Genomic DNA, 21,241 nt, shown 5'->3' on the forward strand with positions numbered 1-21,241 from the left:
ACCCCATGCACAGTAGCCGGCATGAGCGGAATCAATGGGTTAGCGCGTAGCAAAATTGGGAGAACGTCATAGGCCTTGGCAGCGATTGACATTTGAGCTATCACGCAACATATAAAGTTACATGAAACGAGATTCCCGACTGTCCGGCGTGCTCCATGTGCTCTTGCACATGACGCAACACCCCGGCCCGTTTACGTCCGAGACGCTGGCGAAAGCCATGGACACCAACCCCGTGGTGATCCGCCGCATCATGGCGGGCCTGCGCGACCTCGGTTACGTCCACTCCGAGAAAGGCCATGGCGGCGGCTGGACGCTGGCGTGCGACCTCTCGAAGGTGACGCTGCGCGACGTCTATGCCGCGCTTGGCAGCCCGGCGTTGCTGGCGATGGGCAATCGCACGGAAGCGCCGGGTTGCCTGGTCGAGAAGGCCGTCAACGCCGCGCTCGATCAGGCCTTTGCCGATGCGGAAGCGCTGCTGCTGTCGCGGCTCGGCGAGGTGACCCTGGCGATGCTGAGCGAGGATTTTCGCAAGCGCCTCGGCTCCCGCAAGCTTCAAGGCATCAGCGCACATCACGCCTGATGCCGGCCTAGCCAAGGACAACGCAATGACCAGCATTCAAGATATGTTCTCCGATCCGCAAGCCGTGACGACCTACACCGAGGGACCGCCGCGCTTCGTTCCCGGCTACAATTCCATGCTGTCGATGGCGACGATCCTGCTGGCCGAGCGCGCGCGTGAGGATGCACGGATCCTCGTGCTCGGCGCCGGCGGCGGCCTCGAGTTGAAGACGTTTGCGCAGGCGCAGCCCGCCTGGCGTTTCGACGGCGTGGATCCGTCCGCGGCGATGCTGGCGCTCGCACGGAAAACCCTGGGCCCACTCGCATCGCGCGCACATCTTCATCAAGGCTATATCGACGACGCGCCGCAGGGGCCGTTCGACGGTGCGAGCTGCCTGCTCACCCTGCACTTCGTGGACGTCACGGAGCGACGCCGCATTGCCTCGGAAATCCGCCGACGGCTCAAGCCGGGCGCGCCCTTCGTGGTCGCGCATTTGAGCGCGCCCGACGGCGAGGAGGAACGCCCGCGATGGCTGTCGCGGTACTCCGCGTTCCTCGCTTTCTCCGGCGTCGAGCCCGACAAGGCGGCAGCCGCGCGGGACGCCGTCACCAACCATCTGGACATCCTCACGCCCGCGCAGGACGAAGCGGTTTTGCGCGACGCCGGCTTCGCCGAGCCGACCCTGTTCTACACCGGCTTCACGTTCCGCGGTTGGGTGGCCTACGCGTGAGGCGGCACGGCTTTGTCATCTCTGCAGGGATGCAACCGCTGAAGCGATCCTGCCTCGGGACATGAACCGACTGCGAAGCGTTATCTGCGGGAGATCGAATTCATCGGTGTTCATGAAAGCAGCCGATCCAAGCGAACACACAGGTTTTTCCGCGCAGGAGTTTCTTCATGGGCTCACGGAACCATTGTTCCTCGAGGCCATTGGCTCACTGACACAAGCTTCATTCAGGAGATACTTCATGAGAATATTCACAGTCTTGGCCGCCGCAGCCGGCACCCTCATGGTAACGGCTGCTTCGGCAGCACCGCTTACCCTCAGCACGTCGTCCGCGCCGGAAAGCAACCTTCAAAACGTTCGCATGGTGTGCAACGAAGACGGACGGTGCTGGCGCGAGCGCAGCGAAAGACGCGTCATCATCCGCGAAGGCCGCGATGCCTACGGATATGCACCGCGTGAGCGCTACATCGAGCGGCGTGGCTATGAGGAACGCAGCGGCGTTGGCTTCCGTGCTCCGGGCGTAAGTGTCGGAATCGGCACCTACTGAGCGGCGAAGCGAGTGGATTCAAGAGGCCGCGGTGCAAACCGCGGCCTTTTTGTTTGATTCTCAGGCGATCGGCGAGCCAAGCAGCGCCGGCCCAGCTGGGCAAGCCAGGGTATCGGACGCTTTCGACAGAGCTCGCGCACGGCTCGAACCAAAGCCAGCTCACGCGACCGTGGCGATCGAGCCGAGTGGCACGTCCAAAGCGTAAACGAATCCGTCCCGTTCATATGCGAGGCTTACCTGTCCGGTCAGTTGCTGACCGAGAGACCCCATCATCCGGGTGCCGAAACTCCGGCGTGTTGGCGGTTCGACCGGGGGACCGCCCCTTTCGGTCCAGACAAGGCGAAGCCTTTGCTTCGCCTCATCAATCGCCCACGAAATCTCGACGCGGCCTGTCGGGACCGACAGCGCGCCGAACTTGGTGGTGTTGGTGCACAGTTCGTTGAACGTCATCGCAAGCGCAATGACGGCAACGGAGGTAATCCGGATATCCGGTCCATTGAAGTGGAAGCGTCGGTCTCCCTGACTGTCGTAGGGCTCCGTTGCGCTACTCAGCGTGTGGGTGAGGCTCGCATCGGCCCAACTCACCTGCATCAAGAGATCATGGGCTCGCCCCAATGCGAGCAGCCTGCCCTCCATGGCCTTCTGTCCATGCTCGATACTCGGCGCTCCGCGGAAGCTCTGGGACGCGATCGCACTCACCATGGCAAGCGTGTTCTTGACGCGATGATGCAGCTCTCCGAGAATCAGCTTCTGCAACTTGTCGGCGGCGCTTCGCTGCTCGGCATCGATACCGGCCTGAACGATCATAGCCTGTGCGTCGATCTCGGCCTGTTCGAGCAGCAAGCGAAGGCTGTCGTTCTCGGCAGACAGGGAAGCCTCCTGCTCCGACCGGGAGGTGGGCGCAGCGGTCCGCGCGGCGTCAAATATCCTGCTTGGCGTCCAGTCGCCTGCCGTCGGAACGATCTGCAAAGCACCCGCGCCGACCATGGCCTGCAACTCGGTGATCATTTGCTCGACACCGAGCGGTTTACCGAAAAACCTGCTGTCCGCTGGCCGTTCCGCCTCGGACGGCTTCACTTGGCCGGACACCAGAATGATCTTGATCGAGGGCCAGCGCTCGTGCACCGCATGGGCGAGCTTGAGGCCATCGATGCTGCCGGGCATCTGAATGTCGGTCAGCAGCAGCGAGATGTCCGAGCGGGACTCCAGAACCGAGATTGCCTCGTCGGCATTGATCGCCTCTATGGGACAGAACCCGGCATCCTCCACGATGTCGACCGCACGCATCCGCAGGATCATCTCGTCCTCCACGACGAGGACGTTCGGCACCTGGATTGGATCTGTCGACATGGTGATCTCGCTCTCTCTCGGCGGGCCCGAGCGGTCTCGGCACCCGCGCAATGCTCTAGGCCGATTGCACTTGACCGACGTCCGCACCCATTGCTGCGCTTCTCGAGCGGAGAAGGCCAGCCAATTCGCCTGCGTCAGCGGTATCTCGTCTCGGCGCGACGGTCCGATCACGACCAGGCTGATTGGATGGAAGCACTGGAGGTTGGGCTGATCCCTCAGGCGAGCGGATTGACGGACGACCGATCTATCGCCGGGCAGTCACGAGGCGAGCTTCCTGGATCTTCGTTCCAGCACCGGCGCGTCGCAAGCAGGACGTGGTAAGGTCCGGCCAGACCTGTGCTGAGCAATCCGATGAAGCGGCTTGGATCGCGAGCCGGTCCCCTTTGGCCAGTGCCTGAAGCTCATCCGCCTGCACTTTTGGAGCAAAAGCCGGCAAAGCGATCACCGACGCTCCAAGGAGCACGAAAGCCGCGAGGGATGACAGAGATCCTACCATTTTGTTCTGCTGACTTTTTGTCGTCGACCCTGCCACGTCTGAGGATCCGACATGACAACAACCATAACGAGATATCGTTCCCCCTTCTCAACTCTGCCGTTTGGCCTTGCTCGTTCCTGTGGCTGCTGCGCCTCGGGTATCCTGCGGAGCGACGCGCGCTGATGCAACAGATCTGAACCATTGGCCCTGCTGATCGTCATCCCCCGTGGAGGACGACAGATGATGGAAGACCAATTGGCGCGCCAGGAGCAGATCGCTTCTCGTTTAGAGCAATCCAAGCGCCTGCTGCGGGCTGCGAAAAGCCCCACGACCACCCAGCGCATCGGGAAGCTGATCAGTGCCCTGGAGCGGGAGCAAGCGGAAGAAAGCGAAAAATAATCACCGCTCGCGGCCGCGAGCCCGCCCCGGATCAGGCTTGCGCCGGCATGGAGCGTCACGGCGTCAGCGGTAGCGGTGGGTCGCAGCTCCCACTCGCCGAACTGAAAGACCCGCCAGCTATCATCAGCACCGCCCCCGTTAACCCTGTCGGCAAATGATCCGCTGCAGGTCGGCAGCCGCCGGCAAAGTTGCCTTATTGGCGCGGAGAATTTTCCGCGGGGCTAACTTGGGTTAGAGGCGCGTGATGCTGAGAATGGCGCTGTTGGGCCTCCTCATCCTGTTGAGTGTGGGAATGCTGTCGGCCATGGAGCTGAGCGCCCCGCCGCGTCGCTCCGCCGCGATCGTCCAGCCGCCCGCCGAAAGCACAGGCATCTCTGCTACGCATGACGCGCTTGAGAAGGGGGATCGCCTCGAAGTCGCCGCCGTAAGCAGCGCGGTGCCGATGGCGCCAACTTCGGTCGGCACCCCCGTTGCTCCGCAGGACGTCCACGTCGGTTCGTCCGCGCCGGCGCCGATCGTCCGTCAGCGAAACAAGCCGAAGCCGGTTGCCACCGCCGAACGTCCCAAGCCCAAGCCAAAGCCAAAGCCAAAGCCAACAGCAGCTGTCGTCAAGCCGACAGCCAATGTTCAGCGTGCAAAGGCCGCCACCGAGAGCGAGTCCTGTCGGCTCAAGGCGTTCGGCGGCTTGCTAAAAGCGCTGAACTTGGCCCGCTGCGAAATCTGAGGACTCCGCGAGCAGCCGAGCCGGCCTGCTTGCTTCAAGAGGCAGTTACGGGCGACACGCATTGTCGCCATCTTTCCCTCGGCCAACGTCTCGCAAACTGTTCCGATCATCCCTAAATTGCCCGCATGAAGAAGATCGGATTCCTGTCCTTTGGGCACTGGACGCCCTCGCCGCAATCGCAGACCCGCTCCGCCGGCGACACGCTGCTGCAATCGATCGAGCTTGCGGTTGCGGCCGAGCAGCTCGGGGCCGACGGCGCCTATTTCCGCGTGCATCATTTCGCGCGGCAGCTCGCTTCGCCCTTTCCGCTGCTCGCGGCCGTCGGCGCCAGGACCAGCACGATCGAGATCGGCACGGCCGTGATCGACATGCGCTACGAGAACCCGCTCTACATGGTGGAGGACGCCGGCAGTGCCGACCTCATCGCCGGCGGGCGGCTGCAGCTCGGCATCAGCCGCGGCTCGCCCGAGCAGGTGATCGATGGCTGGCGCTATTTCGGATATCAGCCGGCCGAGGGCCAGAGCGATGCCGACATGGGCCGGCGGCACGCCGAAGTTTTCCTCGACCTCTTGCGCGGCGAAGGCTTCGCCGAGCCCAATCCGCGGCCGATGTTTCCCAATCCGCCGGGCCTCTTGCGCCTCGAGCCGCATGCGCAAGGCCTGCGCGAGCGGATCTGGTGGGGCGCCGGCTCGAATGCGACCGCCATGTGGGCGGCCAAGCTCGGCATGAATTTGCAGAGCTCGACGCTGAAGAACGACGAGACCGGTGAAGCCTTTCATGTGCAGCAGGCCGCACAAATCCGCACCTACCGTGCTGCATGGAAGGAAGCCGGCCACGCCCGCGAGCCCCGCGTGTCCGTCAGCCGCAGCATCTTCGCACTGATGAACGATCGCGACCGCGCCTATTTCGGCGGAGAGCGCGGCGGCGAGGACCAGATCGGCTTCATCGACCCGCAGACCCGCGCGATCTTCGGCCGCTCCTATGCAGGGGACCCTGACGTGCTGATCGAGCAGCTCAAGCAGGACGAAGCCATCGCCGAGGCCGATACGTTGCTGCTGACGATCCCGAACCAGCTCGGCGTCGATTACTGCGCGCAAGCGATCGAGGCGATCCTGAAGCACGTCGCGCCTGCGCTGGGGTGGCGTTAAGGCACTGCCGTGCGTTCAGCCTGTTCACGCGAGCCGCGCCCCGGGCCGCTTGCGGGAGGGCTTCTCGCAGGCCGAACTAGGGCGTGTACTCATGAACGTAAGCTCTCGAGGCTTAAGCGGAAGTCGCCCCGCTCGGTCGGCATCGCCTGCTTATGATCCGAACCGGACCTGCCCCCGTATTTGCATTGGCGAAGCCGCCTGGCAAAGCTAACGGCGCGGAGGCTCAGGTTGGCCGCTTGCTGAGTTCAAATTCAACCGCCGCGGCGTGCCTGCGAAGGCAAGCTGCGATCTCCTCGGTGCGTTCGGGCGAGCGCTGCCGCGTTGTTGGCGTTATGGTAAGAGCGCCACGAGCTAGGCCACCAGTAGACCGGATGGTCACGGATATGGGGCTTGCGCCAGGAATGAGGGATATCGCGCGACTTGCAAAGCCTTTCGATCGTGCCATTGCGACCTCCTGCAAGATCGCTTCCGTCGACAAATCGTAGCGAGAGAAACGCGATCGGTTCTTGACGAGCACTTCGCGCGCCGCGTCGGGTTGCATGCTGGATAGGATCGCAATTCCGGCATTGGTAACGCCAAGGGGGCGACGTTCACCGACATCCCAAGCGAGCGCCTGGATAGGGTAGCCTCCCAGTTGTCTTGCAACGCAGACCGTCTCAAGGCCCACACGGCGTGTGAAAAAGCCGGTGTCACCGAGTTCACTGACCGCGGCCCGCAGATGAGGGCTAACGATATCGAGGAGGGGATCGCGTATCCGCCGCGACAGCGCCAGCAATGGTACCTGCTCGCCGATCATATATCGCCGAGAGCCATGTCGCCTCTCGACCATGCCTTCAGCAATCAAGACGTTCAAGATGCGATGTGTCGTTGGGCGGGTTAGTTCCGCCTGTTTCGAAATTGGGGTGAGTCCCAGGCCTGTCTCGCGGGCCGTCGCCAGGATCCGCAACACAGCCACAGCTCTCTGAATACTTTGCGTGCCGCCAGGCTTATCGAGCAATGGGGCGCCGGTGGTATCGCGAGGGCCAGGAGACGTCATGGGATGCGCCTTCAAGAAACGATGTTGCTTCCCGGTGAGGTGCCGACGTTACTGTGGCACAGCTGCTCGTCAGTGTCCACGATGTGGAAACAATCTGCGCTTTTCCATTGCGTCGCGCCGGTTTGCGCCAAACTCTGGGCGAAGAACTCGGCGCGGGGTGCCATGAGCGTGCGTCCTGATCATTGGATGATTGCGCATCTCGCCGAAACCGAAACAAAACGTACAAGGGGGAAATGCCATGAACCGGCACGACTTGCTAAGTACATTTGCGGGAGTTGCGATTGGGCTGGTATCGCTCGGCGTCACAGTGGGAGCTGCCGCCAAAGCCGCCGAAGTCAGGCTCCTATCCGCCTCTGCCTTGCATCCCGCGATTGATGCCCTGATCCCGGAGTTTGAAAAATCCTCAGGGTACAAGGTGACGGTCGAGTACGGGACCGCCGGTGCTGTCGCGGAGGGCATTCTAAAGGGTGAGGCAGCCGACATCATCTTGAGTTCGGTTCAAGCAGTCGGTCGGCTTGAGACGCAAGGCAAGGTCGAGCCTGGGAACCGTATCGTTGTCGCAAAGGTCGGCGTTGGTGCGTTTGTGCGCAAGGGTGCCGCGAAGCCCGATATAAGTTCGGCCGACGCTTTCAAAAGCGCCATGCTGGCCGCAAGATCGATCGCTTATCCCGATCCGGCAGGCGGAGGTGCCAGTGGCATCTACGTGGCCAAATTGCTCGAACGAATGGGGATCGTCGCGGAAATGAAATCCAAGACCAGGCTGTCAACGCTTGAAACACTTTATGCAAGCGTGGCCAACGGCGAGGTCGAGATAGGCTTCAATCAAGTAAGCGAAATCCTGGCTCAGCCGACGGTTGAACTCATTGCCCCGTTGCCGCCGGATATACAGAATTACACCCAGTTCGCCCCCGGGATCATAACCGGCAGCAATCAGGCTGACGCCGCAAAAGCGTTGGTCGCATTCCTGTCCTCGCCTGCCGGCCGGGCCGTTTTGAAGGCTAAAGGCTTTGAATAGTGTCGCGCAGCGTGGAAAGATCCGCTCGGGTTGACGATTATCCGTCAACCTCGTTTCGTGCGCAGCAGTGGCTCGTCTCCTTGACGAATGATGGGGATCCTTCCGGGCGAAGCTAATCCGGTGTGCTGGACTTGAGCAGCGGCGATGCCACGAGCCCTGTACCCGTTGCCGAGATCATCATGCGCGATGGACAACCTAGTCAGACCGCTCAGGGTGCAGCTGCTTATCGTGCCATTCATCAAGACCTGGAGGGCGGAGCGATCTTCAAAGATCCGTTGGCGTCGAGGATATTGGACCAAGAGACAGCCGCTGCCCTAAAGGAGATCGCTGCAAATGACGCGATGCGGCCCTGGCGCCTATTTATCGCAGCGCGCAGCCGGTTTTCCGAGGACACGATGGGCAATTGCATCGCATCCGGCGTCCGACAGGTCGTCGTGCTGGGCGCAGGCCTGGATACCTTCTCGTTGCGAAATCCCTATGCTCATCTCGGCGTTCGCGCTTTCGAGGTCGACCATCCGTCGACACAAAATTGGAAACGCGACCGGATAAAAGCCGCCGGCCTCGCGGAGCCGCCGTCGCTTGTTTTCGCACCGGTAGATTTTGAACGAGAAAGCCTCGCGGAGGGGTTGGCAAGAGCCGGGTTTAAGCTGAATGAGCCGACATTTTTCCAGTGGCTTGGGGTAGTGCCCTATCTGACAAAGGATGCGGTCTCTTCCACATTGAGGTTTATTTCCGAGGTGCCGCGGGCCGCCGTGGTTTTCGACTACGCCGAACCATTCGAGAACTATCCTGTTGAACGCCGCGCTGGCGTCATGGCAACGGCAGAAAGGGCGGCGTCGAGAGGCGAACCCTGGCTCAGCTTTTTTGATCCAATCGAACTGCTGCAACTGCTGCGAAGCAAGGCGTTTGATGTGATCGAAGATCTAGGGCTTTCCGAAATCGCGGATCGGTACTACGGCGTCCTGAGGCGAAACATCGTGCTCGGGCCTGGTCCTCACATCGTGCGGGCGCACCGATAGGCCATTGCCCAAGCATAGCTCGGGACCAGTTTCGACTTCCGGTTCTGGCCCAACCCCGGACGGCGTCCCCGATTAATGAGTACCCGCCCAGCCAGCCGCATGGGCGGCGAAAGGAACCAGCGATCGATAGAGAGCGAATGACGAACCGGTGACAATTCGATGATGCCGCCACGCCAAGTGCCGGCGTGACGGGCTCACCGTCCCGTTCGCTCCGCCGAAGCGGAGCAACCCATCCGATGTCACCACAAGGCGGCGTTCGCGGCCTGCTGGTAGATCATCGCGGCAACGAGGGAGAGCAGCAGGCCTGCGCCTGCAAAAATCGCCAGCACCTTCAGAGTTTCGACGTCGACATTGGTTCGCGTCGCGCGGGATATTGCCCTTGCCAGTGCAGCCATCATCGCCAGCTCCGAACCGGGCCGCGCGGCAGGCGGGGCCTGCTTCATCTAACGTCATTGGCGGGGTTTGCGTGTGAAGCAGATTACAAGTGAGCTTGCGTTACGAAGGCGCGCCGCGGCTCGATCGCGAAAAAGGCTGCCACCGGCATGATGGTCGGTGCAACCTCGGCTACTTCAAAGCAGGCAGATGACGGGCCCCGGTTCTCCGTCACAGAACCGGGGCCCTTGACGCTCAATGCATATGGCCAATGAGATAGATGCCGCCGCCGACGACCAGGATGGCGGGCACGGCCCAGAGAATCAACACAGGCATTTTCCTCTCCTCCAATCGCTGCTCCCACCGATAAAAACAGGAAAAAGTGGCAAACGTTCCCTCGCCGGCGGAACGGGCAGGTAGATGGCGAGTTCATTGCAGCGCCGCACACAGCGGCGAGGGAGAATGCGATGAAGAAGTTCATACTGATATCGGCCGCCGCTTTGCTCGTGTCGACGAGCGCGATGGCCCAGACCACTGTCGTCACCACGACCGGCGCCGGCCATGGCGCTGCGGTGCAGATCGAGCCGGAATATCGCACCAAGATCCGCTCTTACGTCACCGAGCACAAGATCCGGCCCGTCGAAACGCGCGAGAAGATCGTGATCGGCTCGCCGGTGCCCCGCGACGTCGAGCTCGCGACCGTTCCGAGCGACTGGGGTCCATCGCTCACCAAGTATCGCTACGTCTATTCGGGCAGCCACGTGATGCTGGTCGATCCCGAGACCCGCATGGTCGTCCAGGAGGTCGACTAACGCCCCGCGCGGCGGGCCGTGGAGGAGCGGCCCGCCGCGTCATCGCACCTTGTTCATTCCCCCCGCGGTCTTCCCTGATGCCCATTGTTCGATACTTTCTGTTTGCAGGCGCATTCGTCGTCGCGCTGCTGTTCGCACTCGATCGCGCTCTGCCACCGCTCGCCGAGAGTTCCGTAGGCCCCGGCGTCGACCGCAGCATCATCCGCATCCACTCCGCACGCACCTGGCCCGAAAAGATCATCTTCGATACGTCCACAGAGATCGCGACCATGGTCTCATCGCCCCTGCTTGCCACCGAGCGGCGGGACGATTCCAGCCAGGCGTTTGCGATGGCGGCGCCGCAGAAGCCGGAAACGAAGATCACAGCTGCATCTCAGCCGAGCGCCGTTCGAGCAACGAGCTTTCGCGCGAAACGAACGGCGCGTACAGCCGCCGCCCGCCGGCCCTACGAGCGTCAGGTGATGGTCGGCGCATTCTCAGAGAATTGAACTCTGCCCCGGCGCACGTCGCGTTCGTTGCCGCGAGCGTTCAGCACGGATGAACAACGAATGAATGAGCGAGCGCGGCGCGCGACCGCGTCGCCCCGGAACTCAGCACGAGCACGAATCTGTGTGTCAGCGTCTTCCGACACAGGAACGTTTGCGCGATTGCCAGTTTATCCCGGGCCTGATTTGGCAATTTGGTTTTTGAAAACCTGGAGGAGAACGACATGAGGATCCTGAAGCTTTCTGCGGCTGCGGCCGCGCTGCTCGCCGGCACGGCGCTCGCCGTTGCGCAATCGAGCTCGACCGTCGGCACCGGCGGTTCGTCGGCGGGCGGCGGCACCAGCAGCTCGACCGTCGGTACCGGCGGATCTTCCGCAGGCGGCAGCGGGTCGGGCTCGGCCTCGACGCTCGGCACCGGCGGCTCGTCGGCCGGCGGCGGCACCAGCAGCTCGAGCGTGGGCACGGGCGGCTCGGCGGCGGGTAGCGGCTCGGGCAGCGGCTCGGCTTCGACACTCGGCACCGGTGGTTCATCGGCCGGCGGCGGCAAGAGCTCGTCCAGCGTGGGCACCGGTGGCTCGGCGGCTGGCAGTGGCTCCAACTCCGCATCGACCGTCGGCACCGGCGGCTCGTCGGCCGGCGACGGCAAGAGCGGCTCGACGGTCGGCGCAGCCGGCTCGTCTGCGGGTCACGCCAGCGACATGGGCATGGAAAAGGGCAAGGGCCACCACAAGGACGAGATGAAGAAGGACAAGAATTGATGCCTTGACCGGGGAGCGGCAGCGATGCCGCTCCTTTGTCTTTGTTGGAGGAGAACTCGCATGAACAGATCAATCAAAGCGATCGCAGTGTTGGCCTTGATGACCGGCGCTGCTCAGGCGGCGACCGTGGAAAAGACAGGCAAGACGGCATCGGGCGAGACCTGCAAGGTCACGGTCGAAAAACATGCCGACGGCAGCATCAGCGCGGTCGGCTCATCGGGTTCAGGCACCACCGGATCAACCGCGTCGAGCGGTTCGCTGTCGAGCTCGAGCTCGGCGGGCGGATCGTCCGTGCACGTACAGGCGGGCGGCGGCAGCGTCTCGAGCTCCTCGTCGACGGCGGGCGGTCCTGGCACCACCAGCGCCAGCACCATCACCGTCAACGGATGCACGATCTCGACGTCATCCCCATAAGATTCACCGAGAGGATTGAAACATGAAAACTCTGCTTACGACCTCGGCGGTCGCATTGCTGCTCGCCGCCACTTCACCGGTTCTCGCCCAGAAGAGTGTCACGAGCGGAAGCGGCGGGTCGGCCGCGGCGGGCGGCACCTCCGCCTCCACAGTCGGCACCGGCGGCACCTCCACCTCGGCGACAGGCAATACCGGCTCGTCGATCGCCGCCGGCGGAAGCGCAGCGGCCGTCGACGGCAAGACGCAGACCGGCGTCAGCACGAACAAGGGCAACGGCCCCGTGATGAACTCCAACGCCCGGGCGCAGGCCCATGACGGCGGCACGTTCAGCCGCTCGCATACGCGCACCCAGGTCAAGGCCGGCGAGCAGGTCGGCTCGACCACCAAGACGATGTCGCATGTGCCGGGCTCGAAGCCGACCATGTCGACGACGTCAACAACCTCGCGCTAATCCTCACGACCTGCTGCCCGGCTCGACCGGGCAGCTTTTTTCTTCGAGCCTGCTCACCCGCCGCTCAGGCTGTGGCTGATCCGCGTGACGACCCGGTCCCATTGCCGCTTCTCGGCCGCGGGATAATTGACCAGCACGCAGTGCACATAGCCCCGCGTAAAATTGCAGCGGTCGTACCAGATCTTGTCGCGCTTGATGCTGGAGACCACGAAGAAATTCGGCGTGATCCGCTTATAGACGATGCCGGAGGGCGGATCCTTCCTGGCCAGGAATTGCGCCGGCGAAAGACCCTGCCGGTTGGAAACGGCCTGGACGGTGAGATCGGCCCTGCCGTCGGACGTGCGAAACTGCTGGCCATAGCCGTCGGGCTTGCCGGCCATCTCCGTGAAAATCGAGACGGGAATGTCGACGGAGGTCCCCGACTCCGGAATCCGGTAGCTGCTCCAACTGTCGGCCCGGGCAACGAAGGGGGTGGCAAACAGCGCAAGGGCGGCGGCAAGGATCGTCTTAAGCATCGTCTTCATGTCGGCCTCATCAGTTGCGCGGCGCCAGTTGCAGCTCCATCAGAGCGATCCGCTGCAAATTCCCGACGTTGCGCTCGCCCGCACCAGCCGTGCGCAGGATGGATTCCGCGAGCGCGTTGACGTGCGAGGCGTGCACCGGCTCCGGCAGGGTGGCAACCGCAGCTTCCAGGGCGGTCGTCATGATCTCGATCACCTCGGGGGAGAATTCAGCGTTGGAAAAGTTCTTCATCGTGTGCATCGGCCGCTGGTGCGGGCCGTCGGTCAACGCCAGGAAAAAGTGGAAGTTCCTGAACGGCGCGCATCGAGCTGAACGTCCGCTTACGTCACGGGCTGGTAGCCCGCGAGCTGCGCCGGCTCCGCGTCCTCGCTGGCGACGGCCTGCATTCTCACATGGCTGCCGATGACGAGGCCCGTGAGCGAGAGCATGAGCCCCAGCGCGAGCGGCGCGAACAGGGCCTCTTCCTGAAACAATCCGTTGAGCAGCACGACCATGACGCCGAAGCCGGCGAGCCCCTGCGTCAAATAGCCCGACGAGGCGTAGAGGCGCCAGGCCTTGAGCGCCACCGCGAAATAGAAGGCCAGCGGCACGAAGGCGGCGATGCCCATCTGGTACAAGAGAACGCCGATCGCGCTCTCGACCGCGCCATCGATCGTGCCGGCCGCCTGCGCGGCGCTCCAGTCGATGGAGAAATAGCTGTCCGACAAATTGCCGCCGATGCCGAGGCCCCGGCCGAAGGGTCTCTGCACGAACCCGTCCAGACCACCCATCAGCCCGATGACGTGATAGTCGCCGATCTGCAGTCCGAGGCGGATCGCCAGAACCGCGAAGGCGATCATGCCGAGAAAGCCGAGCAACAAGGTCAGCACGGCGCCGATCAGCCGGGTCGCGATCCAGGCCGCAACCACGAAGATCACCACGATGATCGCGCCCTTCACGCTGCAAAGCACCAGCAGCGGCAAGGCCGCGAGAGCCAGTAGCGGTCGTCCCACCGAGAACAGGAACAGGGCGAGAAAGCCGATCCCGTAAGCGAAGCTGATCGGGTGCATGTTCGGACCGTTGATGCGCAGCAGCTTCGACAGGCCGAACCCTTCGAGCAAGGGTGTGTTCAGAAAGTCGAAGCTGAATCGGTCCTTGAGATCGACGGGCACATTGCCGGTGGCCCTCATCTGGGCCTCCCAAACACCCGAATGGGTCGCCTTGAGCTCGTCGAAGCCCCAGAACGCATAGCCGTTGGTGATGGCCAGCCAGACATCGCGGAACACGAGCTCGACATACCCACACAGGATGAGCATGGCCGCCAGCGTCACCAGGAACGGCGTGATGCGCACCTCGTAGGTGGCGGCCGTCAGCAGCGACAGCTGGAACAGGAACAGCGGCAGCACGATGTTGCGCAGATAGACCGCGGCCGGCTGTCCGTCCTGAATGAAGCCGATCGCGAAATACACCGACACCACGGCGAGGGTCACGACACCCCAGCGCATGATCCGGTTCACTTCAGCCGACTGATTCCTCTGGCCCAGCACGTAGAGGCCGAACGTCGCCAGCCACATGACGGAGCAGACGAGGAAATTGTAGCCCTTGATGAAGTCGAGATCGGACGGCAGCGGCACCAGCGGCGACAGGATCGAGACGAACAGGTTCTGGAAGAACAGCACGAAGATCGCGATGGCCGGCGCATAGGTCGGGACCGCCAGAACGATGGCGATGCCGACGAGGACCTCGACAGCGATAGCCAGCGCCGGATTGGCCAGATGCAGGACCGGCGCAAAGCCGATCGTGGCCGTGGCGATGCAGAACATCGCGATCATCTCACGCAAGGCCGGCACCGATGGTTCGGCCTGCACGCTTTGATCCTGGGTCAAGTCCCCGGCGCTCATCGATCGTCCTTTGCAACGCGCGGAGGTGACGATAGCGGGCCGATGCGTAAGGATTCGTTAACGATAGCGGCCCGCGCCGGGCGATCAGCGCCGGCCGGGCCGGGTCGCGCCGAGCAACGCCCGCATCACGTCGGGATCGGGCCTGCCGGTGCTGCGGTCGACCAGGCCAAAGCCCTGCGCCAGCTCCCAATGCGCCCAGCCCCAGCAATGCTCCCTGGCATAAGCAGTGACCTCCGCCAGCCAGCGGAGCCGGCTTTCCCGGGGCGCGCCGGCTTTCAACACGCCGAATTCGTTGACGATGATCGGCCGCGCGAATTGCTGCTGCCATTGCAGCGCGGGCGCGAGCCAGCGATCGGCCGTCGGCTTGTCCTTGGCGGCTGTGATCGCGACATCGATCATGCCGAGCGCCTTGGTCGCGCCCCTCGCCTGCAGATCCTGGCGGATCGCCTGAACCTTGGGATCGCTGGCGTTGAGCGGATAAGGCAGATCGATGATGTCGTGCAGCGGATCCTGTGCATCCCAATGCGCCTGATGGGTGAACACCATGGGATCGTAGAAGTGGATGGCGTAGACGACGTCAGGATCCGCCAAGGGGCGGAATCGCGGCAGCGAGTCCGCGCGCTGCCAATTGACCGGACCGACGATGAGCGTGGTCGCGGGAAGCAATTTGCGCACGAAGGCGGCGAGCGTCTCGACCTCGGTCTGCCATCTGTCCGCGTCGATATCGGGCTCGTTGAGCAGCTCGGCGAAAACGCGCTCGGCCGGATAGGATCGAATGACTCCGGCAAGCCCGGCCCAGGCCTCCTGCATCTGATGTAGCGCCGCGTCCGGATCCTCCTTGTGCAGGCGATTGAAGCGATCGCCGGGATGAAGATCGACGGAGGTGGCATAGCCGAGCGCGGTGAGCTGCTTCAGCGCCTTGTCGAGCGCGCGCAGCGTCATCTCGCGCTCTTCCTTCGATGCGAAACGAGGCATCACGCGCTCGGCCGGCACCGGCAGCCGGACATGGCTCATGCCCGACTTGCGCAATTGCTGCAGCAATTCGCGGCTCGGCACCTCGCCGTTGATCCAGCCATCGGCATTGAAGCCGCGCGACAATGCGGCGAGCCTGCCGGGTGCGACAGTCTGCGGCAGGGGCACGCAAGTTTCAGCGAAGGCCGGCGGGCTGAAGCAGATCGACAGCAGCATCGCAGCACTCAGCAGACGACGGCGCGAGCCTGTCATCGCTAGACCGCAAGACCCAATGCGCCGCCCTCGGGGTGCGGCGCTTGCGAGCCCGCGGGCGCATGATTGACGACGAGCCCCGTCGGCACGGCCTCGTACCGCGACAATGCCGCGGTCACCCGGCGCATCGCTGCCGATCCCAGCTCGCCGGCGCGCGCCACCAGCACGATCAGATCCGCATGGGCCGCCAGCGCGATCGCGTCGGGCTGCAGGGCGAGATTGCCGGCGTGGACGATGATTAGATCGAACTCCGACCGGATATCGTCCTCAGGCCCCGCATCGGGCTTGCGGCCGGCGCTCAGCAGCTCGTCGATCGACTGAAGTCCCGCTGTGGTCGAGCCGTCGTTCCACTCGGTCACCGGCGGCTGGTGACCTGCGAATTCGCCCTGCAGGCGGATCAGGACGCTCATCATGCCGCGATTCACGGCGGCGCGATTCAGCGAGCGCGCGACGGTGTTGCCGCCGGCACTCTTGCCGACCGACAGCACGAGGGCGACCTTGCAGCCGCGCGCCGGCACGCGATCGATCCGCTCGAGCAGCGGCCGCAGATGGGCACTGAGATCGAGCTCGGCGGAGGTCGCGATCGGCCTTTGCCAGACGGTGTTGGTCGCGGTCGCCGGTGCCAGATCGGGGATGCGAGCCCAGACCGGAAGCTGCGGCATCGTCTCGGGACGGGTTGCGTCAGCGGCCGGAGGTTGAGCTTGAGGCTGAACTTGCGGCTGGACTCGAGGCTGGACTTGCCGGCCTCGCGTGTTCTCCGCCGCGGCCTGCATGGGAGCTTCAGCAGGCGCGGACTGGTCGGACAGGCTCGTCATCACCGCGACGGCGGCGGTCGATGTCAAGAGCGAGCCGATCGCCAGCGCCGCCAGCAGCAGCGCCAGCGGCGGGCGCGTCGAGCGCAGCGGCGGAATGGCGGGTGACGCGATCTTGGTCTGCGACGCCTGCAGCTGACGCTGCTCGTTGGTGGTCTTGAACCGCGACAGGAACTGCTCGTAGATGTTGCGGTTGGCGTCGGCGTCGCGCTGCAACTCCTGCAACTTCACCAGCGCCTGGCCATCGACCAGCATCTGCGTCTCGACCGATTTGAGCTGCTTTTCCAGAGCGTTCTGCTGCTCCAGCTGAGCTTCATATTCGGACTTGGCGGTTTCGATGTTCTTCTTCCGCTCGACCTCGATCTGCCGGTTGATGTCGGCGAGCTGGCTGTAGGAGATCGCGAGGTCGGGATGGCGGTCGCCATACACCGCCTTCTTCTGCGCGATCTGGTCGTTCAGGGTCGAGCGCTGGGCCCGCAGCATGCTGAGGAGATCCTGCTTCACCGGCCCTTCGACATTGGCCTTGAGATCGCGCTGCACCTGCTCGTAGCGCGCCTTTGCTTCCTCGGTGCGAAGACGCGCGGCGGAGACCTGCTGGTTGAGATCGGTCACCCGCAATTGCTGCGTGGTGGAATCCTTGCCGGCATTGAGGATCTTGTGCTCGAGCCTGAAGGCGGCGACGGCGTCTTCGGAGGCGCGCAGGCGCTCGTTCAATATCTTGAGCCGGTCCTTGAGCCAGTCGGCCGCCTCGTCCGTGGCCTCGGTGCGGACCCGGCCCTGGCTCGCGACGAACGCCTCGGCGATCGCGTTGGCATAGTAGGCAGCGCGGTCCGGGCGGTTCGAGGTGAAGGAGATCGCGATGACATAGGTGAGCCCGCGGCGCGTGATCTCGAGGCGGCTGCGGAATTTTTCGAGCAGGCGCGTCATCTCGGTGTGACCGCCCGCGATGTCGTCGTCCTCGGCGATCTTGAGCTGTTCGATCAGGGGGCGGAGAAAGCCGTCCGACTTGGCGATCTCGATCTGGCTCTGCAGCGCCGCGGCGTCCTGGCCGATGCCCGGCAAGACGTCCTGCTCCGTCGTGACACGCAGCTCCCGGGGATCGAGCACGACCAGCGCCGTCGCGGCATAACGGACCGGCAGAACCATGAGAACGATGACGCCAAGAGCAAACAGCGCCACCGCCAGGGTGAGAATGCGCCGGCCGTTCTCGCGCAGGAAAGAGAGTGCTCCGGAGACGGTCAGCGATCCCTTGATCAGCCCCGGCGCAGCGGCGTCGGCCTTCGGCCTCGCAGCCCGCGGCGCTTCCCACGAAGCCGCAGGCTCCGTCGGGGCGATGCTTCGCGGAGATGCGCGGCTACCGAACGCCATGGGGTTGGACTCGAAATCAACTGACTGTCATAGCTCAAAGGCTTTTCACACCGTAAATATCCATGGTTAACCGGCGGTTACGGCCGGCGCGAAGCCGTCATGGTGCGCGGCTTGGCTGGGCCGGCGACCAGGGGCGCTCTGGGTATGGCGCCCTCGAGCTCGACATCGCCAAGCAGGCAGGACCGCAGGGTCTCGATCTCCGGGCAATCGGCGGTCCCGAGCGGGCCGATCAGGAAGCCGCGCTCCAGAGGCTCGCATTTGTAGCCTGGACAGCGCTGCACCCGGTCCGCGATCACGACATCGACCTTGCCTTCGAGCAGCTCGTGCAGCCCCGCCGGCTGACTGATGCGGATGGCGAGCTGCGGCTCGGCGCGGCGGAACCGGGCCAGGCGCGTACGCAGCCCGTCGACGGCAAAACTGGCGTGAAGCCCGATATGAAGCAAAGCAGTGACGCCATCGGGCTTGAGCTCGGCGGTGGCCTCGGCAAGGCAACGAAACGCCTGACGGACCTGCTCCAGATAGGTCTCGCCGGCCGACGTCAGAATGACCTGCCGTGTCCGGCGCTCGAACAGCTGCACCCCCAGCCGCTCCTCCAGCAGGCGGACCTGCTGGCTGACCGCACCGGCCGTGACATGCAGCTCGTGGGAGGCCTGCTTGAAGCTGAGATGACGGGCGGCGGCCTCGAAGGCACGCAGGGCATTGAGTGGCGGCAGAAGATACGTCATGGCCGGCTCCGGACGATGCGGGGGGGAGACCGGCAGGATGCATGAGTTTCGCTCGCGCGACAAAAGAGAAATCCTGCTTTGTCGCCGGCGACGGCGAGCGATACCCCAGGGCCGACCCTAGCGCAGCCCGAGGAAACCAGTGCCGCTCGAAAAGCCGTCGATCGAAAATTCGTACTCCTGGATTCGTCTCACCGTCTCCATGGCCCTCAGCACGCTGGGCTGCGTCGGCATGTGGTCGCTGGTGGTGGCATTGCCGGCAGTGCAGGCCGATTTCAATGCGCCCCGTGCCGAGGCGGCCCTGCCCTACACGCTCACCATCATCGGCTTCATGATCGGCGGCATCGTCGTCGGCCGCCTGGCCGATCGCTTCGGCATTCTGCTGCCGCTGGCCGGCGGCACGATCCTGATGAGCCTCGGCTACGTCCTCACCGCCTTCGCGCCGAGCCTGCCGATGTTCGCGCTGATCTCAGGCGTCACGATCGGCCTCGGCGGCGCGGCGAGCTTCGCGCCGCTGGTGGCCGATGTCTCCTTGTGGTTCGACAGGCACCGCGGCCTCGCCATTTCCCTGGCGACGGCCGGCAGCTCCGTTGCCGGCGTTGTCTGGCCACCCATTGTCCAGCAGGCCATCGCCTCCTACGGCTGGCGGCAGACCCATGTCGGCATCGGCCTGTTTTGTTTGGCAACGATGCTGCCGCTCTCGCTGGTGCTGCTGCGGCGGCCGCCCGTCCAGGCGGCTGCGCGCGAAGCGACGAGCCGCGGCAACACGATGCAGTCGATCGGCCTGTCCCCTTCCGTCACCCAGGGCCTGCTGGCCCTCGCCGGCATATGCTGCTGCGTCGCCATGGCGATGCCGCAGGTCCATCTGGTCGCCTATTGCGGCGACCTCGGCTACGGCTCCGCGCGCGGCGCCGAGATGCTGGCGGTCATGCTCGGCTTCAGTGTGGCGAGCCGTCTGTTCTTCGGCTGGCTGTTGAACCGCATCGGCGGCCTGCCGACGCTGCTGCTGGGCTCGGCGATGCAGGCCACGGCACTCGCACTCTATCTGCCGTTCAACGGCCTGGTCTCGCTTTATGTGGTGTCGGCTATATTCGGACTGGCGCAGGGCGGCATCGTGCCGAGCTACGCCGTGATCATCCGCGAGCTATTCCCGGCGCGGGAGGCCGGCTTTCGCATCAGTCTCGCCATCTCGGTCACGCTCGCGGGCATGGCGCTGGGGGGCTGGATGGCCGGCGCGATCTATGATGCGACCGGCTCCTACGCGTCGGCGCTGATCAACGGCATCGCCTGGAATATCGTGAACATCGCGATTGCAGCCTGGCTGCTGCAGCGCCAGCGCCGACATATCGTCGGCGCCTGCGCCGCGCTCAGCTGATGTTCAGCAGGATTCGCCCGGACGTGCCGCTGCGCATCAGGTCCAGCGCGTCGTTGACGCCGTCGAGCGCGAACTCGTGTGTGACGATCCCACGGTAGTTCACCTTGCCGGCGTCGCTCAGGCGAACCAGCCGCGGGATATCGCGCGCCGGCTGGCATTGCCCGCCTTCCGAACCCTTCAGCACCTTCTCGAAATGGAGCGGCAGCGTGTAGATCTCGGCCTTCTCGCGGGGAACACCGACGAGGACGCAGCGGCCCTTCTTCGCGGTGATCTCGTAGGCGAGCTCGATCAGATTCTTGACGCCGGTGGTCTCGACGACCTTGTCGGGTCCGTCAGCGCCGGTGATCGATCGAACCTCGGCGGCGACATCCTTGACCGCTTCGGAGTTGATGAGGTGCGTCGCGCCGAACTGCCGGGCCATCTCGAGCTTGTTGTCGAGGCGATCGATCGCGATCACGGGATAGGCACCGACCATCGCGGCAAATTGCACGATGTTCAATCCGACGCCGCCGACGCCGAACACGACGACGGCTTCGCCGATGGCGATCTGCGCGTCGTTGTTGACGACGCCGAGCGCGGTCGTCACGGCACAGCCGAGCAGCGGCGCGCTGGTGCGGTCGATCGAAGCCGGAACCGGGGTGACGCGATTTTCCGATACCACGGCATATTCATTGAAGGTGGTGACCCAGCCGGCGTTGAGCCGCTTGCCGCGCCAGGAATAGACCGGCGTGTTGGACTGGACGCCCTTGCCCGGGCGCCAATGCATGACGACGGTATCCCCCTCTTTGCAGGACACGACGCCGGGTCCGGTCTCGACGATCGTGGCCAGCGCCTCGTGACCCAACAGGTGCGGCAGGAACTTGTCGACGCCCTTGACCGCGTCGATCTCGTTGATCTGCGCGCCGCAGATGCTCGACGTGTGCACATGCGCGAGCACCTGGCCGTGTTCGAGCCTGTCCGGCAAGGTGAACTCGTCGACGATCAGCGGCTTGCCCGATTCGACGAGAATGGCCGCCTTGGCAGTCTTGATGTCCATGGAGATCGCCC

General features: G+C 64.1%; 25 protein-coding genes and 1 pseudogene. 13 read left to right on the forward strand and 13 right to left on the reverse strand.

Features of this window, described 5'->3' with window-relative positions:
* Window positions 1-121 precede the first annotated feature (121 nt).
* From XH83_RS32890 to XH83_RS32900, 3 genes are all read left to right on the forward strand, one after another.
* Entirely contained in the window at window positions 122-580 is a 459-nt protein-coding gene (locus XH83_RS32890) for an Rrf2 family transcriptional regulator (RefSeq protein WP_194404728.1), read from the forward strand.
* Window positions 581-605: 25 nt separating this feature from the next.
* Window positions 606-1,289: a class I SAM-dependent methyltransferase gene (locus XH83_RS32895; protein WP_194404729.1), complete on the forward strand. Its 684-nt coding sequence runs from the start codon at window positions 606-608 to the stop codon at window positions 1,287-1,289.
* A 238-nt stretch (window positions 1,290-1,527) separates the two neighbouring features.
* Complete coding sequence (locus tag XH83_RS32900) at window positions 1,528-1,833, forward strand: hypothetical protein (protein ID WP_194408471.1); 306 nt, start codon at window positions 1,528-1,530, stop codon at window positions 1,831-1,833.
* A 159-nt stretch (window positions 1,834-1,992) separates the two neighbouring features.
* Here the strand turns inward: XH83_RS32900 and XH83_RS32905 are convergent, their stop codons facing one another.
* Complete coding sequence (locus XH83_RS32905; RefSeq protein WP_194404730.1) at window positions 1,993-3,183, reverse strand: sensor histidine kinase; 1,191 nt, start codon at window positions 3,181-3,183, stop codon at window positions 1,993-1,995.
* A 715-nt stretch (window positions 3,184-3,898) separates the two neighbouring features.
* Between XH83_RS32905 and XH83_RS32910 the strand changes: the two genes are divergently transcribed.
* From XH83_RS32910 to XH83_RS32920, 3 genes are all read left to right on the forward strand, one after another.
* Entirely contained in the window at window positions 3,899-4,057 is a 159-nt protein-coding gene (locus XH83_RS32910; protein WP_194404731.1) for a hypothetical protein, read from the forward strand.
* 244 nt (window positions 4,058-4,301) lie between these two features.
* On the forward strand, window positions 4,302-4,781 hold the full coding sequence (locus XH83_RS32915; RefSeq protein ID WP_194404732.1) for a hypothetical protein: 480 nt from the start codon (window positions 4,302-4,304) through the stop codon (window positions 4,779-4,781).
* A gap of 125 nt (window positions 4,782-4,906) precedes the next feature.
* Entirely contained in the window at window positions 4,907-5,929 is a 1,023-nt protein-coding gene (locus XH83_RS32920) for an LLM class flavin-dependent oxidoreductase (protein ID WP_194404733.1), read from the forward strand.
* 223 nt (window positions 5,930-6,152) lie between these two features.
* On the opposite strand, the gene XH83_RS32925 is transcribed toward XH83_RS32920, so the two are convergent.
* From XH83_RS32925 to XH83_RS32930, 3 genes and pseudogenes are all read right to left on the reverse strand, one after another.
* The gene (locus XH83_RS32925) at window positions 6,153-6,782 is read right to left on the reverse strand and encodes an IclR family transcriptional regulator (RefSeq protein WP_246776367.1); all 630 of its coding nucleotides are present in this window, start codon (window positions 6,780-6,782) and stop codon (window positions 6,153-6,155) included.
* Window positions 6,783-6,803: 21 nt separating this feature from the next.
* Window positions 6,804-6,965, reverse strand: a pseudogene (locus XH83_RS40435) (hypothetical protein); the annotation flags it as partial.
* An 11-nt stretch (window positions 6,966-6,976) separates the two neighbouring features.
* The gene (locus tag XH83_RS32930; RefSeq protein ID WP_194404735.1) at window positions 6,977-7,129 is read right to left on the reverse strand and encodes a hypothetical protein; all 153 of its coding nucleotides are present in this window, start codon (window positions 7,127-7,129) and stop codon (window positions 6,977-6,979) included.
* A 74-nt stretch (window positions 7,130-7,203) separates the two neighbouring features.
* Between XH83_RS32930 and modA the strand changes: the two genes are divergently transcribed.
* Both modA and XH83_RS32940 read left to right on the forward strand, forming a co-directional pair.
* Window positions 7,204-7,980 carry a molybdate ABC transporter substrate-binding protein gene (gene modA, locus XH83_RS32935; protein WP_194404736.1) on the forward strand — a complete coding sequence of 259 codons (777 nt, stop codon included), beginning with the start codon at window positions 7,204-7,206 and terminating at the stop codon, window positions 7,978-7,980.
* A 131-nt stretch (window positions 7,981-8,111) separates the two neighbouring features.
* Window positions 8,112-8,999, forward strand: coding sequence for a class I SAM-dependent methyltransferase (locus tag XH83_RS32940; protein ID WP_371746206.1), 888 nt, complete (start codon window positions 8,112-8,114; stop codon window positions 8,997-8,999).
* Between the two features lie 239 nt (window positions 9,000-9,238).
* Here XH83_RS32940 and XH83_RS32945 read toward each other — a convergent pair whose 3' ends face one another.
* Complete coding sequence (locus tag XH83_RS32945; protein ID WP_194408510.1) at window positions 9,239-9,442, reverse strand: hypothetical protein; 204 nt, start codon at window positions 9,440-9,442, stop codon at window positions 9,239-9,241.
* A 396-nt stretch (window positions 9,443-9,838) separates the two neighbouring features.
* Here XH83_RS32945 and XH83_RS32950 point away from each other — a divergent pair, with 396 nt between their 5' ends.
* The 3 genes from XH83_RS32950 to XH83_RS32960 all read left to right on the forward strand — a co-directional run bounded on the left by XH83_RS32950 (window position 9,839) and on the right by XH83_RS32960 (window position 11,426).
* Window positions 9,839-10,183: a DUF1236 domain-containing protein gene (locus XH83_RS32950; protein ID WP_194404737.1), complete on the forward strand. Its 345-nt coding sequence runs from the start codon at window positions 9,839-9,841 to the stop codon at window positions 10,181-10,183.
* Window positions 10,184-10,260: 77 nt separating this feature from the next.
* A complete protein-coding gene (locus XH83_RS32955) occupies window positions 10,261-10,671 on the forward strand; it encodes a hypothetical protein (protein ID WP_194404738.1) in 411 nt (136 codons plus the stop codon).
* Window positions 10,672-10,892: 221 nt separating this feature from the next.
* Entirely contained in the window at window positions 10,893-11,426 is a 534-nt protein-coding gene (locus XH83_RS32960; protein ID WP_371746207.1) for a hypothetical protein, read from the forward strand.
* Between the two features lie 113 nt (window positions 11,427-11,539).
* Here the strand turns inward: XH83_RS32960 and XH83_RS32965 are convergent, their stop codons facing one another.
* On the reverse strand, window positions 11,540-11,809 hold the full coding sequence (locus tag XH83_RS32965; protein WP_194404739.1) for a hypothetical protein: 270 nt from the start codon (window positions 11,807-11,809) through the stop codon (window positions 11,540-11,542).
* A gap of 53 nt (window positions 11,810-11,862) precedes the next feature.
* On the opposite strand from XH83_RS32965, the gene XH83_RS32970 reads away from it, so the two are divergent.
* Window positions 11,863-12,291 (forward strand): hypothetical protein, encoded by a 429-nt coding sequence (locus XH83_RS32970; protein ID WP_194404740.1) that lies wholly within the window; start codon window positions 11,863-11,865, stop codon window positions 12,289-12,291.
* A 53-nt stretch (window positions 12,292-12,344) separates the two neighbouring features.
* On the opposite strand, the gene XH83_RS32975 is transcribed toward XH83_RS32970, so the two are convergent.
* From XH83_RS32975 to XH83_RS40325, 6 genes are all read right to left on the reverse strand, one after another.
* Complete coding sequence (locus tag XH83_RS32975) at window positions 12,345-12,815, reverse strand: hypothetical protein (protein ID WP_371746209.1); 471 nt, start codon at window positions 12,813-12,815, stop codon at window positions 12,345-12,347.
* A gap of 10 nt (window positions 12,816-12,825) precedes the next feature.
* Window positions 12,826-13,044: a hypothetical protein gene (locus XH83_RS32980; protein ID WP_194408475.1), complete on the reverse strand. Its 219-nt coding sequence runs from the start codon at window positions 13,042-13,044 to the stop codon at window positions 12,826-12,828.
* Window positions 13,045-13,133: 89 nt separating this feature from the next.
* Window positions 13,134-14,693, reverse strand: coding sequence for a hypothetical protein (locus XH83_RS32985; protein WP_194404741.1), 1,560 nt, complete (start codon window positions 14,691-14,693; stop codon window positions 13,134-13,136).
* An 84-nt stretch (window positions 14,694-14,777) separates the two neighbouring features.
* Window positions 14,778-15,917, reverse strand: a complete 1,140-nt coding sequence (locus XH83_RS32990) for a glycoside hydrolase family 5 protein (protein WP_194404742.1) — start codon at window positions 15,915-15,917, stop codon at window positions 14,778-14,780.
* Window positions 15,918-15,919: 2 nt separating this feature from the next.
* Complete coding sequence (locus XH83_RS32995) at window positions 15,920-18,097, reverse strand: exopolysaccharide transport family protein (RefSeq protein ID WP_194404743.1); 2,178 nt, start codon at window positions 18,095-18,097, stop codon at window positions 15,920-15,922.
* A 77-nt stretch (window positions 18,098-18,174) separates the two neighbouring features.
* The gene (locus XH83_RS40325) at window positions 18,175-18,822 is read right to left on the reverse strand and encodes a LysR family transcriptional regulator (protein WP_305825906.1); all 648 of its coding nucleotides are present in this window, start codon (window positions 18,820-18,822) and stop codon (window positions 18,175-18,177) included.
* Between the two features lie 199 nt (window positions 18,823-19,021).
* On the opposite strand from XH83_RS40325, the gene XH83_RS33005 reads away from it, so the two are divergent.
* Complete coding sequence (locus XH83_RS33005; RefSeq protein ID WP_194408476.1) at window positions 19,022-20,194, forward strand: MFS transporter; 1,173 nt, start codon at window positions 19,022-19,024, stop codon at window positions 20,192-20,194.
* On the opposite strand, the gene XH83_RS33010 is transcribed toward XH83_RS33005, so the two are convergent.
* Window positions 20,187-21,230: a zinc-binding dehydrogenase gene (locus XH83_RS33010; RefSeq protein ID WP_194404744.1), complete on the reverse strand. Its 1,044-nt coding sequence runs from the start codon at window positions 21,228-21,230 to the stop codon at window positions 20,187-20,189. The genes XH83_RS33005 and XH83_RS33010 overlap by 8 nt on opposite strands.
* Between the last annotated feature and the right edge of the window lie 11 nt (window positions 21,231-21,241).

The organism is Bradyrhizobium sp. CCBAU 53351 (genome assembly GCF_015291745.1).
In the GTDB taxonomy this organism is placed as follows: domain Bacteria; phylum Pseudomonadota; class Alphaproteobacteria; order Rhizobiales; family Xanthobacteraceae; genus Bradyrhizobium.